Source organism: Streptomyces sp. KL116D (assembly GCF_030766975.1).
In the GTDB taxonomy this organism is placed as follows: Bacteria; Actinomycetota; Actinomycetes; order Streptomycetales; family Streptomycetaceae; genus Streptomyces; species Streptomyces longispororuber_A.
Genome location: NZ_JASERH010000013.1, coordinates 43,212 through 57,928, shown reverse-complemented (window position 1 = coordinate 57,928; position 14,717 = coordinate 43,212). Strand labels below are relative to the sequence as shown.

The following is a 14,717-nucleotide window of genomic DNA, read 5'->3' as shown; positions in this document are numbered from 1 at the left end:
AAGGTGAACTCTGGGCGACGAGTGTTCGAGCTGCCACCCGGACGGCTGTGGAGGACTTGCCAGAGCCGCATAACCTGAAGACATGGACGTGAACGCGGCGGTCGCCGCAGCGGCAGCGATCGCCGGAGTGTGCACCGGCGTGATCGCCATGCTGGCGTTCCGCTGGAGCGAGCGCGACCAGAAACGCCCCACCCGCACCTCCCTGCACACGGACCCGGTCCTTCCGCCCGGCGTCGACACGGTCCTTTCCGTGCTCCGCTCCTCCGCCGTCGTCCTCGACGAGGCCGACAGCGTGGTCAAGGCGAGCTCGGCCGCGTACGCGCTCGGCCTGGTCCGCGGCGGCAAGCTCGCGGTCGACCCGATGCTGCAGATGGCCCGCGACACCCGGCGCGACGGCGAGATACGCCAGGTCGAGCTGGACCTGCCGCGCCGCGGCACCGGCCGCGGCGACGCCCTCGCGGTGTCGGCGCGCGTCGCCCCGCTCGGCTCCCGGCTGGTGCTGCTGCTCGTCGAGGACCTCACCGAGGCCCGGCGCATCGAGGCCGTCCGCCGCGACTTCGTCGCGAACGTGAGCCATGAGCTGAAGACCCCGGTGGGCGCCCTTTCGCTGCTCTCGGAGGCCGTGATGGACGCCTCCGACGACCCCGAGGCCGTCGAGCGCTTCGCCGGCCGCATGCAGATCGAGGCGACCCGTCTGACCAGCCTCGTCCAGGAGCTCATCGACCTCTCCCGGGTGCAGAACGACGACCCGCTGGAGGACGCCGAGCCGGTCCGCGTCGACGAGCTCGTCGCCGAGGCCATCGACCGCTGCCGCCAGCCCGCCGCGACGAAGCAGATCACGATGGCCGCGGGCGGCACCGCCGACCTCAGCGTCTGGGGCAACCGCGGCCAGCTCGCCGCCGCCCTCGGCAACCTCGTCGAGAACGCGGTCAACTACTCGCCCGCCCGTACGCGGGTGGGGATAGCCGCCCGCCGGGTCACGGCACCCGGCGGCGACCTGGTCGAGCTGGCCGTCACCGACCAGGGCATCGGCATCTCCGACAAGGACAAGGAGCGCATCTTCGAGCGCTTCTACCGCGTGGACCCGGCCCGCTCCCGCGCCACCGGTGGCACCGGCCTCGGCCTGGCCATCGTCAAGCACGTGGCCGCCTCGCACGGCGGGGAGGTCACCGTGTGGAGTTCGGAGGGACAGGGCTCCACCTTCACCCTGCGGCTGCCCGAGGCGGCCGCCACCCGCGCCACAGCTCTTACCGAAGGCCCCGGAAACGTACGCGACGATGACGACGCACACGGGCCCGACCACACAACCGCATACGAATCCATTCCTGCCGCCCCGGAGGTCCTTCCGTGACCCGAGTGCTCGTCGTAGAGGACGAGGAGTCCTTCTCCGACGCCCTGTCGTACATGCTCCGCAAGGAGGGCTTCGAGGTCGCCATCGCGGCCACCGGCCCCGACGGCCTGGACGAGTTCGAGCGCAACGGCGCCGACCTCGTGCTGCTCGACCTGATGCTGCCGGGCCTGCCCGGCACCGAGGTCTGCCGCCAGCTGCGCGGCCGCTCCAACGTCCCCGTGATCATGGTCACGGCCAAGGACAGCGAGATCGACAAGGTCGTCGGCCTGGAAATAGGAGCCGATGACTACGTCACCAAGCCGTTCTCGTCGCGCGAGCTGGTCGCCCGCATCCGGGCCGTCCTGCGCCGCCGCGGCGAGCCCGAGGAGGTCGCCCCGCAGGCCCTGGAGGCGGGCCCGGTCCGGATGGACGTGGACCGTCACGTCGTCACGGTGTCCGGCTCGAAGGTCGACCTGCCCCTCAAGGAGTTCGACCTGCTGGAGATGCTGCTGCGCAACGCGGGCCGGGTCCTGACCCGGATGCAGCTGATCGACCGGGTCTGGGGCGCGGACTACGTCGGCGACACCAAGACCCTCGACGTCCACGTGAAGCGCCTGCGCGCCAAGATCGAGCCGGACCCGGGCGCCCCGCGCTACCTGGTCACGGTGCGTGGCCTCGGCTACAAGTTCGAGCCGTAGGCCGCTGCGGCGCAGTGAGAACGGCGCAGTGAGAACGGCTCCGCGAAACGCCTGAGGGCGGCCTCCCCGGTCGGGAAGGCCGCCCTCAGGCGTTGTACGGCTGCGTACGGGCCGCTCAGTGGCCGGCGGCCGCGTGGGACGCCGAGGACGACGCCGAGGCGTCCGCGCCCGGCGTGGCCGAGCCGGAGGCCTGCTGGCCCGCGGCTCCGGTCGCCGTCTCCGTCGGAGACGTCTCGGGCGACGCGGTGGCGGTCGGGGTGGCCGGCATCTCGGTCGGGCCCCACTTCTGGAAGTAGCTCTCGGCCGGGACCACGAAGGCCTTCAGCTTGACGTCGCCGGCCTCGCTGAACGAGAAGGTGACGGCCTGCGCGTTGCCGTCGAGCACCGCGGTCCGGCTGTTGGGCAGCTCGGCGGAGGCGTTGCCCTTGCCGCCGAGGACGACGGAACCGCCGGCCGGAACCGTGATCGTCGAACCCCCCTTGGCGTCCGTCAGCTTCGCGGTCTTGTCGACTCCGTCGACGGTGATCGAGTCGAGCGTCTGCGCGGTGGCCCCGTTGTTGAACAGCGTCCCGGTGATCACGGCAGGACCCTTGGACTCGCGGTCCGGCTGCGTGATGACGGTGGCGTTCTGGATCTTGATGTCCCCGACGGAGGTCGCGGCGTTGTCCGGCTTGACCTCGAGCGTCTGGGCGTTGTTGCCGGCACCGCACGCGGCGAGCGAGGCGATCGAGAACGCGATGGCGGCGGCGGCGAGGGCGCCGCGTCGAAGGCTGCTGCTCACGGCGGCGGCAACTCCTTGAACGTGGGCGGATCAGGACGGCGTGTGTAAAGCCGTCCTAAGGGTCTGTCAGCGGGCTTAGGTTACCGAGCCGTTCCCGTGCCGCCGCACCCGACCCGCCCCTTGCGGGCAGGACCCCCGTCACATAGGTCGCTCAGCACCCCGTGTTCCCCGCGCTCCTCACCGTCACCATTCGCCCCGTGTCACCCCCCGTTCACCATTCACATATCCGCTGTCCAGAGGCCCCGCACGGATTTCCCGTAAGGAATGCATGGGGGTCCGGAAAAACGATCACCGGGCACCGGGAATCGCCTTGATCAATTCCGGATTCGTCTCGAACGGACCTCCGGACCCTCGAACGGAGCAGCGGAAGTTCAGCGCTCCGAACCTCGCAAACCGGGACGTTCGACCCCTTGGGGCCCTGTTCAGAGGGCTGTAACGTACGCGTTTCGCCTCCGCCGGAGAGCCGCTCCGACCTGCGAATACCCTCCTCCGCTACCCCTCCGCAGCACGTTCCTGTTGTTGTTGTCAAGCCCCGAGATATGCCCTGACCTGCGAAAACGCCATTCAGAACCCGCCGTTTCCGTGTTACCCTGGATAGCCACGGAAGGGGTACCTGTCACATGACGTTCAAGGTTGGCGACACCGTGGTCTATCCCCATCACGGGGCCGCGCTGATCGAGGCTATCGAAACTCGCCAGATCAAAGGCGTGGACAAGACCTACTTGGTGCTGAAGGTCGCCCAGGGCGACCTGACGGTACGTGTGCCAGCGGACAATGCGGAGTTCGTCGGCGTACGTGATGTGGTCGGTCAGGACGGGCTCGACCGGGTCTTCGAGGTACTGCGCGCGCCGTACGCCGAGGAGCCCACGAACTGGTCGCGCCGTTACAAGGCAAACCTGGAGAAGCTCGCCTCCGGCGATGTCATCAAGGTCGCGGAGGTTGTGCGTGACCTGTGGCGCCGGGAGCGGGAGCGCGGACTGTCCGCGGGTGAGAAGCGCATGCTCGCCAAGGCTCGCCAGATCCTGGTGAGCGAGCTCGCTCTCGCGGAGAACACGAACGAGGACAAGGCCGAGGCCCTGCTCGACGAGGTTCTCGCGTCCTGACAAGCGCTGCTGCCACGTAGCCGAACAGTGCAGCGAAAATGCAGTGCAGCGCAGAACAATGCCGTGGTGCCCGATGACCCTGATGGTGTCGCCGGGCGCTGCGGCATGTTCGTACCCGCACATCCCCCACGCTCGGGTTGGTACCCGTACTTGGTGTGCCGGGCCCGGGCAGCTGGCTCGACCAGATGTCACGGAAGGGTCCGGTCAAGACGTCGCGCCCGGCACGATGGGGCCATACCCACCACCCCCGAGCGTACAAACCTGAACGGAACCGATGTCTGACGAAACGCGTCCCGATGCCGGTGGCGCTCGCACCGCTGTCGTGATTCCGGCCGCCGGACGGGGCGTGCGCCTCGGCCCCGGCGCCCCCAAAGCGCTCCGCGCGCTCAGCGGCACCCCGATGCTGATCCACGCCGTCCGGGCGATGGCGGCCTCCCGCTCCGTCTCCCTCGTCGTGGTCGTCGCACCGCCCGAAGGCGCCGCCGAGGTCAAGAGCCTGCTCGCCGACCACGCGCTGCCCGAGCGCACCGACTTCCTGGTCGTGCCCGGCGGCGACTCCCGGCAGGAGTCCGTGAAGCTCGGGCTCGACGCCCTGCCGGACGGGATCGACATCGTGCTGGTGCACGACGCGGCCCGCCCGCTCGTCCCGGTCGACACGGTCGACGCGGTCATCGAAGCCGTACGGGACGGGGCGCCGGCCGTCGTGCCGGCGCTGCCGCTCGCCGACACCGTCAAGGAGGTCGTGCCGACCACCGACGGCAGCCCCGAGCCGGTCGTCGCGACGCCCTCGCGGGCCCGGCTGCGCGCCGTGCAGACGCCGCAGGGCTTCGACCACGCCACGCTCGCCCGCGCCCACGAGACCGTCACCGACGACGTCACGGACGACGCCAGCATGGTCGAGCAGCTCGGCCTGCAGGTCGTCCTCGTGCCCGGGCACGAGGAGGCGTTCAAGGTCACGCGGCCGCTCGACCTGGTCCTCGCCGAGGCCGTACTCGCCCGCAGGAGGGCCAACGATGGCTTCTGAGACCCCTGAGACCCCAGCGACGTTCCCGTACGTCCTTCCGCAGGTCGGCATCGGCACCGACATCCACGCCTTCGAAGAGGGCCGCGAGCTGTGGTGCGCCGGGCTGAAGTGGGAGGCACCCGACTACGAAGGCCCCGGGCTCGCCGGGCACTCCGACGCCGACGTCGTCGCCCACGCCGCCTGCAACGCGCTGTTCTCCGCCGCCGGGCTCGGCGACCTCGGCCGGCACTTCGGCACCGGCCGCCCCGAGTGGTCCGGCGCGAGCGGCGTCACGCTGCTCGCCGAGGCCGCCCGCATCGTGCGCGCGGCGGGCTTCGGGATCGGGAACGTCGCGGTGCAGGTCGTCGGCCCCCGGCCCAAGATCGGCAAGCGGCGCGACGAGGCGCAGAAGGTGCTGTCGGAGGCCGCCGGGGCGCCGGTGTCCGTGTCGGGCGCGACGACGGACGGGCTCGGCTTCCCGGGCCGCGACGAAGGGCTCATGGCGGTCGCGACCGCACTGGTGGTGCGGACCGCCGCCGTGTGACATCCGTGTGGAGCGTGCGGCGAAATGCGGGCGCGGCCCGGTGTCGTCCCGCAGGATCGGGTACGCGACGACCGTCCCCCAGAAGGAGTGAGGCCATGTCCGCCCAGCTGTCCGACGAGCTCAAGGCGCTGCTCGACACCAAGACGTTCATCGCCGTCGCCACGATCCAGCCCGACGGGAGCCCCCAGGTCTCCCCGGTGTGGGTCAAGCGCGACGGCGACGACGTCCTGTTCTCCACCACGATCGGCCGGCGCAAGGAGAAGAACCTGCGCCGCGACCCGCGCGTGACGGTCCTGGTCCAGCCGGCCGACAACCCGTACGCGTACGCCGAGATCAGGGGCACCGCGGACATCACCACCGAGGGCGGCCAGGAGCTCATCGACGAGCTGTCGGTGAAGTACACCGGCAAGAAGTACGCCGAGTTCAACCCGGCGTCGGGCGACGACGCGCAGCGCGTCGTGGTCCGGGTGCAGGCCCGCAAGGTGGTCGGGCGGATCTGAGCCGGTTTCGGGCGCCCTCGGGCCCATGGCACCCCTCCGGGCCCACTACCCTGGAGGGGTGACTATTCGCCTGTACGACACCAGCGCCCGGCAGATCCGTGACTTCACCCCGCTCACGCCGGGCTGTGTCTCGATCTACCTGTGTGGCGCTACCGTCCAGGCCGCCCCGCACATCGGGCACATCCGGTCGGGGCTCAACTTCGACATCATGCGCCGCTGGTTCACCTACCGCGGCTACGACGTCACGTTCGTGCGGAACGTGACGGACATCGACGACAAGATCATCAAGAAGTCGGCCGAGCAGAACCGGCCGTGGTGGTCGATCGGGTACGAGAACGAGCGGGCGTTCAACGACGCCTACACCGCGCTCGGTTGCCTGCCGCCCACCTACGAGCCGCGTGCCACCGGCCACGTCACCGAGATGGTCGAGATGATGTCGGGGCTCATCGCGCGCGGGCACGCGTACGAGTCCGACGGGAACGTCTACTTCGACGTGCGGTCCTTCCCCGGCTACCTGGAGCTGTCGAACCAGGAGCTGGACAACCTGCTCCAGCCCGAGAGCGAGGGCGAGACCGGCAAGCGGGACCCGCGCGACTTCGCCATGTGGAAGGCCGCGAAGCCGGGCGAGCCGAGCTGGGAGACGCCGTGGGGCCGCGGCCGTCCCGGCTGGCACCTGGAGTGCTCGGCGATGGCCCACAAGTACCTGGGCTCCGCCTTCGACATCCACGGCGGCGGGATCGACCTGATCTTCCCCCACCACGAGAACGAGATCGCGCAGGCCAAGGCGTTCGGCGACGAGTTCGCCAAGTACTGGGTGCACAACTCCTGGGTCACCATGTCCGGCGAGAAGATGTCGAAGTCGCTGGGCAACTCCGTGCTCGTGTCCGAGATGGTCAAGCACTGGCGCCCGATCGTGCTCCGGTACTACCTGGGCACCCCGCACTACCGCTCCACCATCGAGTACAGCGAGGACGCGCTGCGCGAGGCCGAGTCGGCGTTCGCCCGGATCGAGGGCTTCGTGCAGCGGGTCACCGAGCTGGCCGGCGGCACGGTCGCCCCGGCCGACGAGGTGCCCCCGGCGTTCGCCGAGGCGATGGACGACGACCTGGGCGTGCCGCAGGCGCTGGCCATCGTGCACACCGCCGTCCGGCAGGGGAACTCCGCCCTCGCCGCCGACGACAAGGAAGCCGCCGTCGCCCGCCTCGCCGAGGTGCGCGCCATGCTCGGCGTCCTCGGCCTCGACCCGCTCGACCCGCACTGGGTCGGCGACGGCGACCGCGGCGAGGACCTGCACGGCGTCGTCGACACCCTCGTACGGCTCGTGCTCGACCAGCGGGAGTCGGCCCGCGCCCGCAAGGACTGGGCCACCGCCGACGCCATCCGCGACCGGCTCGGCCAGTCCGGGCTCGTCATCGAGGACGGCCCGTCCGGTCCCCGGTGGACCCTCGGCCCGCGCTGAGAACCAGGTGAATGTGCCGCCCGGGCGATCGGGCGGCACACTTCATAGACGTACACCCACAGATTTCCGCAGAGACAGGTAGGTCATGGCCGCCAACAACAACCGCCGCATGTCCGGCAAGAAGGGCGCGCAGGTCGGCAGTGGCGGCCAGCGGCGCAAGGGCCTGGAGGGCCGCGGTCCGACGCCGCCCGCCGAGATGCGCAAGGGCCACAAGAAGAACCGCATCGCCAACGCCCAGGCCAAGCAGGCCGCCCGCCGTCCCACCAGCCGCACCGGCGGCCCGCGCGGCAAGTCGTCCTCCGAGATGGTCGTCGGCCGCAACCCGGTCGTCGAGGCGCTGCGCGAGGGCGTGCCCGCGAGCACGCTCTACGTCCAGCAGTTCATCGACAACGACGAGCGGGTGCGCGAGGCGCTTCAGCTCGCCGGTGAGCGCGGCGGCATCCACCTCATGGAGGCCCCGCGCCCCGAGCTGGACCGGATGACCAACGGGCTCAACCACCAGGGCCTCGTCCTCCAGGTCCCGCCGTACGAGTACGCGCACCCGGAGGACCTGGTCGCCGCCGCCTTCGACGAGGGCCAGGACCCGCTGATCGTCGCGCTCGACGGCGTGACCGACCCGCGCAACCTCGGCGCGGTCGTCCGCTCCGTCTCCGCCTTCGGCGGCCACGGCGTGCTCGTGCCCGAGCGGCGCGCGGCCGGCATGACGGCGGGCGCGTGGAAGACGTCCGCCGGTACCGCGGCGCGCACGCCGGTGGCGCGCGCCACCAATCTGACCCGTGCGCTCGAGCAGTACAAGAAGGCGGGCATCGCCGTGGTCGGGCTCGCCGCGGACGGCGAGCACACCGTCGGTGACCTGGCGGCCCTCGAAGGTCCCGTGGTCATCGTCGTCGGCAGCGAGGGCAAGGGCCTGTCCCGGCTGGTCGGCGAGACCTGCGACTTCCGGGTCCGGATCCCGATGCCGGGCGGCGCCGAGTCGCTGAACGCCGGTGTCGCCGCGGGCGTCGTGCTGTACGAGGCCGCGCGCCGCCGCGCCTGACACCGCTGATCCGTCCGGGCCCCTCGATCTTGACGGGGCCCGGACATTCCGGTGCGGTCAAGGCAGTGTCCTAAACACACATCACTCGGTTAGATGAGTGTGGACACCAGAACGCCCCGCACACCCTCGGGGGACCGCTCGTCGGGATTCGACGACGCTCCCGCGCTGAGCATGGTGAAGGTTCCGTGCGACCCGGCGCAGGTCATCGTCAACCACGCGAGTTTCCGCGTGCAGCTCCCCAGGGCTCAGAAGACGCAACTCCCGCGCATCGCAAGGCACGTGAGCGCCGTCGAGGCGGCGACCACGCGCATCCCCGTCATCACCGCCGCGGGCACCCCGGGTGCCCGGCGGCGCCCTGTGGTCATGAGCGGCGGCGACCTCGCCGCCAGTGGGCTCCTGCAGGGCGCGCGCCGCGCCGGTGACCTGGACGACGGCGGTGCCACGCAGGTCATCCCGCGCGTCGACCTCGACCGGGACCTCGCCGACGACCTCGACCTGTACGGCGGTGAACCCACGGCGGAGACGCCTGTCGTCGTCGGCCCGCAGGGCGGTGACGGCACCCGGCTGCTGCCGCAGATGCGGCAGGCGGGCAGCGCCTTCGAGGACACCGGAGAACTCGACCGGATCGGTTACGACGACCAGGAGTTCGACGACCCGGACGAGGAGACCGAGGCCGAGTCGACGGCCGCCCGGCGCTACGGGCCGGTCCGGCACGCCTACTACCCCGGCCGCCGGATGAACCTCGGCGTCGTGCTGCTCCCGCTGCGCGTCTTCCTCGGCTTCATCTCCATCTACGCCGGCATGGGCAAGCTCTGCGACCCCGTCTACTTCGACGGCGGCGAGCGCGGCTCGATGGTCAAGTGGCTGAACTCGCTGCACCCGTGGGCGCTCGCCGAGCCGATGCGCGACTGGGCGCTCCAGCACCCGGTCGGCGCCGGACTCGTGATCGCCTTCCTCCAGGTCATCGTCGGCGTGCTGACGGTCCTGGGCCTGTGGCAGCGGATCGCCGCGGTGGTGGGCGCGCTGCTCTCGGCCGCGATCCTCGTCACCGTCAGCTGGAAGACCGTCCCCGCCTACGACGCGCCCGACATCATCTACCTCGCCGCGTGGTCGCCGCTGATCATCGCCGGTGCCCCCGTCTACTCCATCGACGGGCGGCTGGCGGGCGGTGCCTGGCGGCGGCTCGGCCCGCGCGCCGCGCTGTGGGAGCTGCGCCGGTACGTGCTGCGCCGCGGCACGGTCGTCGCCACCCTCGTCATCGGCGGCACGCTGCTCATCGGCTCGCTGCTCGGCGGCGCCGTGCGCGACTCGGACCGGGTCACCGCGCCGGGCCCCGGCGACGCCCCGCGCAACGAACTGCCCGGTTCGCCGCTCCCGTCCGAGCCCGGACACAAGAAGCGCGAGACGTCGAAGAGCCCCTCGGCGTCCAACACGCCGACGCAGGGCACCACGTCGAGCCCGTCCGGCGCGCCGAGCAGCGCGCCCGCGGCCGGCACCACCAGTGGCACGACGCCGACGACGCCGACGCAGGGCGCGACCGCGGGCCAGGCGCCGCCGCGGCAGACGACGCCGCAGCAGCCGCCGACCAGCAGCAGCGGGGGTTCGCCGACGTCGGGCGGGTCCACCGGTGGCGGCACGTCGGACGGCGGCACGTCGTCCGGGGGTTCCGACGGCGGTGGCGGCGCCGACAAGCCGGGTCTGGTCGGCGGCATCCTCGGCTGACCCGCCCCTCCCGGTACGACGACGGGGCCCGCACGATCCGATCGTGCGGGCCCCGTCGTCGTAGAGGCGTACCGGTGTACCGGCTCAGCGGCTCAGCGCGGCAAGCTCCTTCGCGGCCTCCGTGAGGTCCTTCGCCGTGTCGATCGCCCGCCAGTACGCGCCCTGCGGGATCGGGAAGCCGGCCAGCCGCTTGGCGCGGGCCAGGCGCGGGAACGTGGTGCGCTCGTGGTCGCCGGTGTCCGGCAGCAGCGAGGCGAACTCGGGGGAGAAGACGTACACGCCCGCGTTGATCAGGTACGGGGACGGCGGGGCCTCGACGAAGTCGGTGATGTGGCCGAACGCGTCCGTCTCCACGGCGCCCCACGGGATGCGCGGCCGGGCGAGGGCCAGGGTCGCCGTGGCCTCGCGCTCGTAGTGGAAGTCGGCCATCTCGCGCAGCGAGAACCGGGTCCAGATGTCGCCGTTCGTGGCGTACCAGGGGCGGTCCTGGTGGGGCAGGTGCGCGGCGGCGAACTTCAGGCCGCCGCCCCGGCCGAGCGGTTCCTTCTCGACGACCGTCGTGACGCGCAGCGGCAGCTCGGCCGACTCCAGCCACTCCTGGAGGACCTCGGCCAGGTGGCCGCAGGAGACGACGGCGTCGGTGACGCCCTCCTCGGCGAGCCAGGTCAGCTGGTGGCCGATGATCGGGGTGCCGGTGCCGGGGATCTCCACCATCGGCTTGGGCCGGTCGTCGGTGTAGGGGCGCAGCCGCGAGCCCTGGCCGCCCGCCAGGACGACGGCCTGCGTGGGGCGGTGTACCTCGCGGTGGGAGAACGAGTGCGGGCCGTGCGCGGCCGGTTCAGCGGTCGTCATGACCGGAACTGTACGTGCGCACGGCCCGAGGGGGCGGGTCGGCCTCAGCCGCGGAAGCCGGCCACCCCCGTCGCGAAGGAGGTGTCGCAGACCGGGCGGGCGAAGGACTGGGCGCGCGCCGGGCCGTAGGCCTGGACGGCGGCGCGGCCGAGGGCCTTCGCGATCGACATGCAGTGCTTGGCGAGCGACGGGCGGCGGTCCACCTCCTGCTGGAGGTGGGTGAGGGCGATGCCCGGGTCCTTCTCCTGGAGTTCCTGGAGGAGACGGTCGCGCAGGAGGTCCTGGGGGGCGCGCGACTTGGCGCGCGCGGAAACGTCCTGTGAGGAAGCCGTGAGGATGGAGTCCGACGAGCTTCCGGACCAGTTGACTCGGGTGACCGCGAGGGTCCCGGAGAGCACCAGCATCACCGGCAGGACGAAGGCGAGCGTGCGGGCGGCGCGGCGGGCGGGGCCCTGGCCCCGGGCTCGGCGCGACTTCTGGGTGTAGTTAGCGGAGTGCGTCACGCGAGTGAGCGTAGCGGTCGGTGATGATTTGGCGACATTTAGTCACTCTGATGAGGGACCCGTAACTGGGTTTTGTTCCTTGGGCGTTGACGCAGGTGGCGGAATTGTCCTAATTGCCGGGGTATTTGTCGACAACATGGGCTGCGCCGGGCTGCGCACGCGAAGGGCCCCGCACCGAAGTGCGGGGCCCTTCACCTCACTTGAGTGGCTCAGGCTGTGTCAGGCAGCGTCGGGCCGTGTCAGGCCGTGTCAGTCGGAGAGGCGCTCGCCCGTCGACGTCGCGAACACGTGGGTCTCGCCCGGACGCGGCACGACGTGCAGCTCGGTGCCCTTCTCCGGAACCCGGCGGCCGTTCACCCGGACGACCAGGTCCTTGTGCTCGCCACCGACCTGGGCCGCGCCGTAGACGTAGCCGTCGGCGCCGAGCTCCTCGACGACGTTCACCGAGACCGCGAGGCCGGCCGGGGCGTCGCTCGCGTCCTTCGTGAGGGACTTCGCGGCCTCGCCACCGTGCTCGACGATGTCGAAGTGCTCCGGGCGGACGCCGACCGTGACGGTGGTGTCGCCCTTGTCCGTGGCGGCCTTGAGGGCCTCACGGCTGACCGGCACGACCGAGTTGCCGAACTTCACGCCGCCGTCGGTGATCGGGACCTCGACCAGGTTCATGGCCGGGGAGCCGATGAAGCCGGCGACGAAGAGGTTGGCCGGGCGGTCGTACATGTTGCGCGGCGAGTCGACCTGCTGGAGCAGACCGTCCTTGAGGACCGCCACGCGGTCGCCCATCGTCATGGCCTCGACCTGGTCGTGGGTGACGTAGACGGTGGTGATGCCGAGGCGGCGCTGCAGCGACGCGATCTGCGTACGGGTCGACACGCGGAGCTTGGCGTCGAGGTTCGACAGCGGCTCGTCCATGAGGAACACCTGCGGCTCACGCACGATGGCGCGACCCATGGCGACACGCTGGCGCTGACCACCCGAGAGGGCCTTCGGCTTGCGGTCCAGGTACTCGGTGAGGTCGAGGATCTTCGCGGCCTCCTCGACCTTCTGCCGGATCTCCGCCTTGTTCACGCCGGCGATCTTGAGCGCGAAGCCCATGTTGTCGGCGACGGACATGTGCGGGTAGAGCGCGTAGTTCTGGAACACCATGGCGATGTCCCGGTCCTTCGGCGGCAGGTGCGTGACGTCGCGGTCACCGATGCGGATCGCACCGCCGTTGACGTCCTCGAGACCCGCGAGCATGCGCAGGGAGGTCGACTTGCCGCAGCCGGAGGGACCGACGAGGACGAGGAACTCGCCGTCCTCGATCTCGATGTCCAGGCCGTCGACCGCGGGCTTGGTGGAACCCGGGTAGACGCGGGTCGCCTTGTCGAACGTGACAGAAGCCATGGCTGTGAAGCCCCCTTCACCGGCAGGAACGTGCCGGACGATCCGTTGTAAAGGTGGGGCCGCTGCGGCTGCTGCCGCAGGGGCTTGTAGCACTGGTGTAGTCCACGCGGGTGAACTGATCGGACCGTACCTGCCGGGTGCCGGGTCTGTCAGTAGGTCGGGGCCTGTGAGATTCGCCGAAATTTTCGATGGGCGGGCGCACGGGTTTGGTTACACTGCTCGGGCTGCCTCCTTAGCTCAGATGGCCAGAGCAACGCACTTGTAATGCGTAGGTCGTCGGTTCGAATCCGACAGGGGGCTCCCCTGAGACCCCAGGCCGGATCGGTTCCGGCCTGGGGTTTTGCTGTGCGCGGGGCAGCGCGGGGCAGGTCAGTGCCGGCCGGCCAGGCGGTCCGCGGTCTGTGCGAGGCGGGACGAGGTCGCCGTGTGCGTGGTCAGTTCGCGGCGGTCGGCGGCGTTGTACGTGGCGTACATGCCGTGCACGCCCAGCCAGCGCAGCGGCTCCGGCTCCCACTTGCGGACCTTGTGGTTGACCCAGGGGAGCGCCGTCAGGTCCGTGGGGCCCGACTGGCCCGAGTCCTGCTGGACCAGGTCGCGCAGGGTGCGGGCGGCGAGGTTCGCGGTGGCGACGCCCGAGCCGACGTAGCCGCCCGCCCAGCCGAGGCCCGTCGAGCGGTCGAGGGTGACCGTGGCGCACCAGTCGCGGGGGACGCCGAGGACGCCGGACCAGCCGTGGTCCACCCGGACCCCGGTGAGCTGGGGGAAGAAGCGGGTCAGGATCTCGGTGAGGGCGGTGATCGTCTGCGGCTGGGTGCGGCCGTCGTTGTCCGTGCGCGAGCCGAAGCGGTACGGGACGCCCCGGCCGCCGAGCGCGATGCGGTCGTCGGCCGTGCGTTGCGCGTACATGTACGCGTGGGCCATGTCGCCCAGCGTCTCGCGGCCCTCCCAGCCGATCGACTCCCACTGGGCCGCCGTCAGCGGCTCCGTCGCGATCATCGACGAGTTCATCGGGAGCCAGGTGCGGCGCTGGCCCTTGAGCGACGCCGTGAAGCCCTCCGTGCAGCGCAGGACGTACGGGGCACGGACCGTGCCGTACGGGGTGACGGCGTGCTTCGGCTTGATCTCCGTGACCGGGGTCGACTCGTGGATCGTCACCCCGAGCGCCTCGACCGTGCGGGCCAGGCCCTGGACCAGCTTCACCGGGTGCAGCCGGGCGCCGTGCGGGGTCCACGTCGAGCCGACCGCGCCCGCCACCCGGATCCGGTCCGCCGTCTCGCGGGCGCCGTGCAGCACCCGGTCCTTCTCGCCGTACGAGAGTTCCGCGGCGTGGAAGTCCTTCAGGCGCGCCAACTGGGCCGGCGTGTAGGCGACTTCGAGGACGCCGCCGTGGTGGATGTCCGCGTCGATGCCCTCGGCGCGGGCGGTGTCGACGACCTCCGTCACGGTCTCGTTCATGGCCTGCTGGAGGCGGACGGCCGCCTCGTGGCCGTGGAGCTTCGCGTAGCGGTCGCGGCCGGCGATGCCGTTGTAGAGCCAGCCGCCGTTGCGGCCGGAGGCGCCGTAGCCGCAGAACTTCTGCTCCAGGACCGTGATGCGCAGGAAGGGCGCGGCCTTCTTCAGGTAGTACGCCGTCCACAGTCCGGTGTAGCCGCCGCCGACGATGACGACGTCCGCGCTCGCGTCACCGGCGAGGGGCTCGCGCGCGACGGGGATGCCGTGCTGCGCGTACCAGAACGAGATGCCGCCGTTGACCGTCGCCGTCGCGTTGTTCGTGCTGCTCATGGCGGTGGACGTTACTGG

The 14,717-nt window shown here is 71.1% G+C and carries 14 protein-coding genes and 1 tRNA gene; 10 read left to right on the top strand and 5 right to left on the bottom strand.

Annotation, left to right across the window (positions count from 1 at the left end; all coding sequences use genetic code 11):
• Positions 1-82: 82 nt before the first annotated feature.
• The gene (locus RBJ77_RS04350) at positions 83-1,351 is read left to right on the top strand and encodes a sensor histidine kinase (protein ID WP_372343767.1); all 1,269 of its coding nucleotides are present in this window, start codon (positions 83-85) and stop codon (positions 1,349-1,351) included.
• Complete coding sequence (locus RBJ77_RS04345; RefSeq protein ID WP_018527980.1) at positions 1,348-2,028, top strand: response regulator transcription factor; 681 nt, start codon at positions 1,348-1,350, stop codon at positions 2,026-2,028. Before RBJ77_RS04350 ends, RBJ77_RS04345 begins: the two co-directional genes overlap by 4 nt.
• A 115-nt stretch (positions 2,029-2,143) precedes the next feature.
• Here the strand turns inward: RBJ77_RS04345 and RBJ77_RS04340 are convergent, their stop codons facing one another.
• The gene (locus RBJ77_RS04340; protein ID WP_255975227.1) at positions 2,144-2,809 is read right to left on the bottom strand and encodes a copper chaperone PCu(A)C; all 666 of its coding nucleotides are present in this window, start codon (positions 2,807-2,809) and stop codon (positions 2,144-2,146) included.
• A gap of 620 nt (positions 2,810-3,429) precedes the next feature.
• Here RBJ77_RS04340 and RBJ77_RS04335 point away from each other — a divergent pair.
• The 7 genes from RBJ77_RS04335 to RBJ77_RS04305 all read left to right on the top strand — a co-directional run bounded on the left by RBJ77_RS04335 (position 3,430) and on the right by RBJ77_RS04305 (position 10,176).
• Entirely contained in the window at positions 3,430-3,912 is a 483-nt protein-coding gene (locus RBJ77_RS04335; protein WP_003953493.1) for a CarD family transcriptional regulator, read from the top strand.
• Between the two features lie 274 nt (positions 3,913-4,186).
• Positions 4,187-4,936, top strand: coding sequence for a 2-C-methyl-D-erythritol 4-phosphate cytidylyltransferase (gene ispD / locus RBJ77_RS04330; protein WP_372343766.1), 750 nt, complete (start codon positions 4,187-4,189; stop codon positions 4,934-4,936).
• Positions 4,926-5,459: a 2-C-methyl-D-erythritol 2,4-cyclodiphosphate synthase gene (gene ispF, locus RBJ77_RS04325; RefSeq protein ID WP_372343765.1), complete on the top strand. Its 534-nt coding sequence runs from the start codon at positions 4,926-4,928 to the stop codon at positions 5,457-5,459. Before ispD ends, ispF begins: the two co-directional genes overlap by 11 nt.
• A 95-nt stretch (positions 5,460-5,554) precedes the next feature.
• Positions 5,555-5,959: a PPOX class F420-dependent oxidoreductase gene (locus RBJ77_RS04320; protein ID WP_372343764.1), complete on the top strand. Its 405-nt coding sequence runs from the start codon at positions 5,555-5,557 to the stop codon at positions 5,957-5,959.
• A gap of 58 nt (positions 5,960-6,017) precedes the next feature.
• Entirely contained in the window at positions 6,018-7,418 is a 1,401-nt protein-coding gene (cysS, locus tag RBJ77_RS04315; protein WP_372343763.1) for a cysteine--tRNA ligase, read from the top strand.
• An 85-nt stretch (positions 7,419-7,503) separates the two neighbouring features.
• Positions 7,504-8,454: a 23S rRNA (guanosine(2251)-2'-O)-methyltransferase RlmB gene (rlmB, locus tag RBJ77_RS04310; RefSeq protein ID WP_372343762.1), complete on the top strand. Its 951-nt coding sequence runs from the start codon at positions 7,504-7,506 to the stop codon at positions 8,452-8,454.
• Between the two features lie 93 nt (positions 8,455-8,547).
• Positions 8,548-10,176, top strand: coding sequence for a DoxX family protein (locus RBJ77_RS04305; protein WP_372343761.1), 1,629 nt, complete (start codon positions 8,548-8,550; stop codon positions 10,174-10,176).
• An 84-nt stretch (positions 10,177-10,260) separates the two neighbouring features.
• Here RBJ77_RS04305 and RBJ77_RS04300 read toward each other — a convergent pair whose 3' ends face one another.
• The 3 genes from RBJ77_RS04300 to RBJ77_RS04290 all read right to left on the bottom strand — a co-directional run bounded on the left by RBJ77_RS04300 (position 10,261) and on the right by RBJ77_RS04290 (position 12,917).
• On the bottom strand, positions 10,261-11,028 hold the full coding sequence (locus RBJ77_RS04300) for an NDP-sugar synthase (RefSeq protein ID WP_372343760.1): 768 nt from the start codon (positions 11,026-11,028) through the stop codon (positions 10,261-10,263).
• Positions 11,029-11,072: 44 nt separating this feature from the next.
• Positions 11,073-11,531, bottom strand: coding sequence for a hypothetical protein (locus tag RBJ77_RS04295; protein ID WP_255975235.1), 459 nt, complete (start codon positions 11,529-11,531; stop codon positions 11,073-11,075).
• 249 nt (positions 11,532-11,780) lie between these two features.
• Positions 11,781-12,917: an ABC transporter ATP-binding protein gene (locus tag RBJ77_RS04290; protein ID WP_255975236.1), complete on the bottom strand. Its 1,137-nt coding sequence runs from the start codon at positions 12,915-12,917 to the stop codon at positions 11,781-11,783.
• 226 nt (positions 12,918-13,143) lie between these two features.
• On the opposite strand from RBJ77_RS04290, the gene RBJ77_RS04285 reads away from it, so the two are divergent.
• Positions 13,144-13,217 (top strand) — tRNA-Thr (locus RBJ77_RS04285).
• 69 nt (positions 13,218-13,286) lie between these two features.
• On the opposite strand, the gene RBJ77_RS04280 is transcribed toward RBJ77_RS04285, so the two are convergent.
• Positions 13,287-14,699 (bottom strand): NAD(P)/FAD-dependent oxidoreductase, encoded by a 1,413-nt coding sequence (locus RBJ77_RS04280; RefSeq protein WP_372343759.1) that lies wholly within the window; start codon positions 14,697-14,699, stop codon positions 13,287-13,289.
• Between the last annotated feature and the right edge of the window lie 18 nt (positions 14,700-14,717).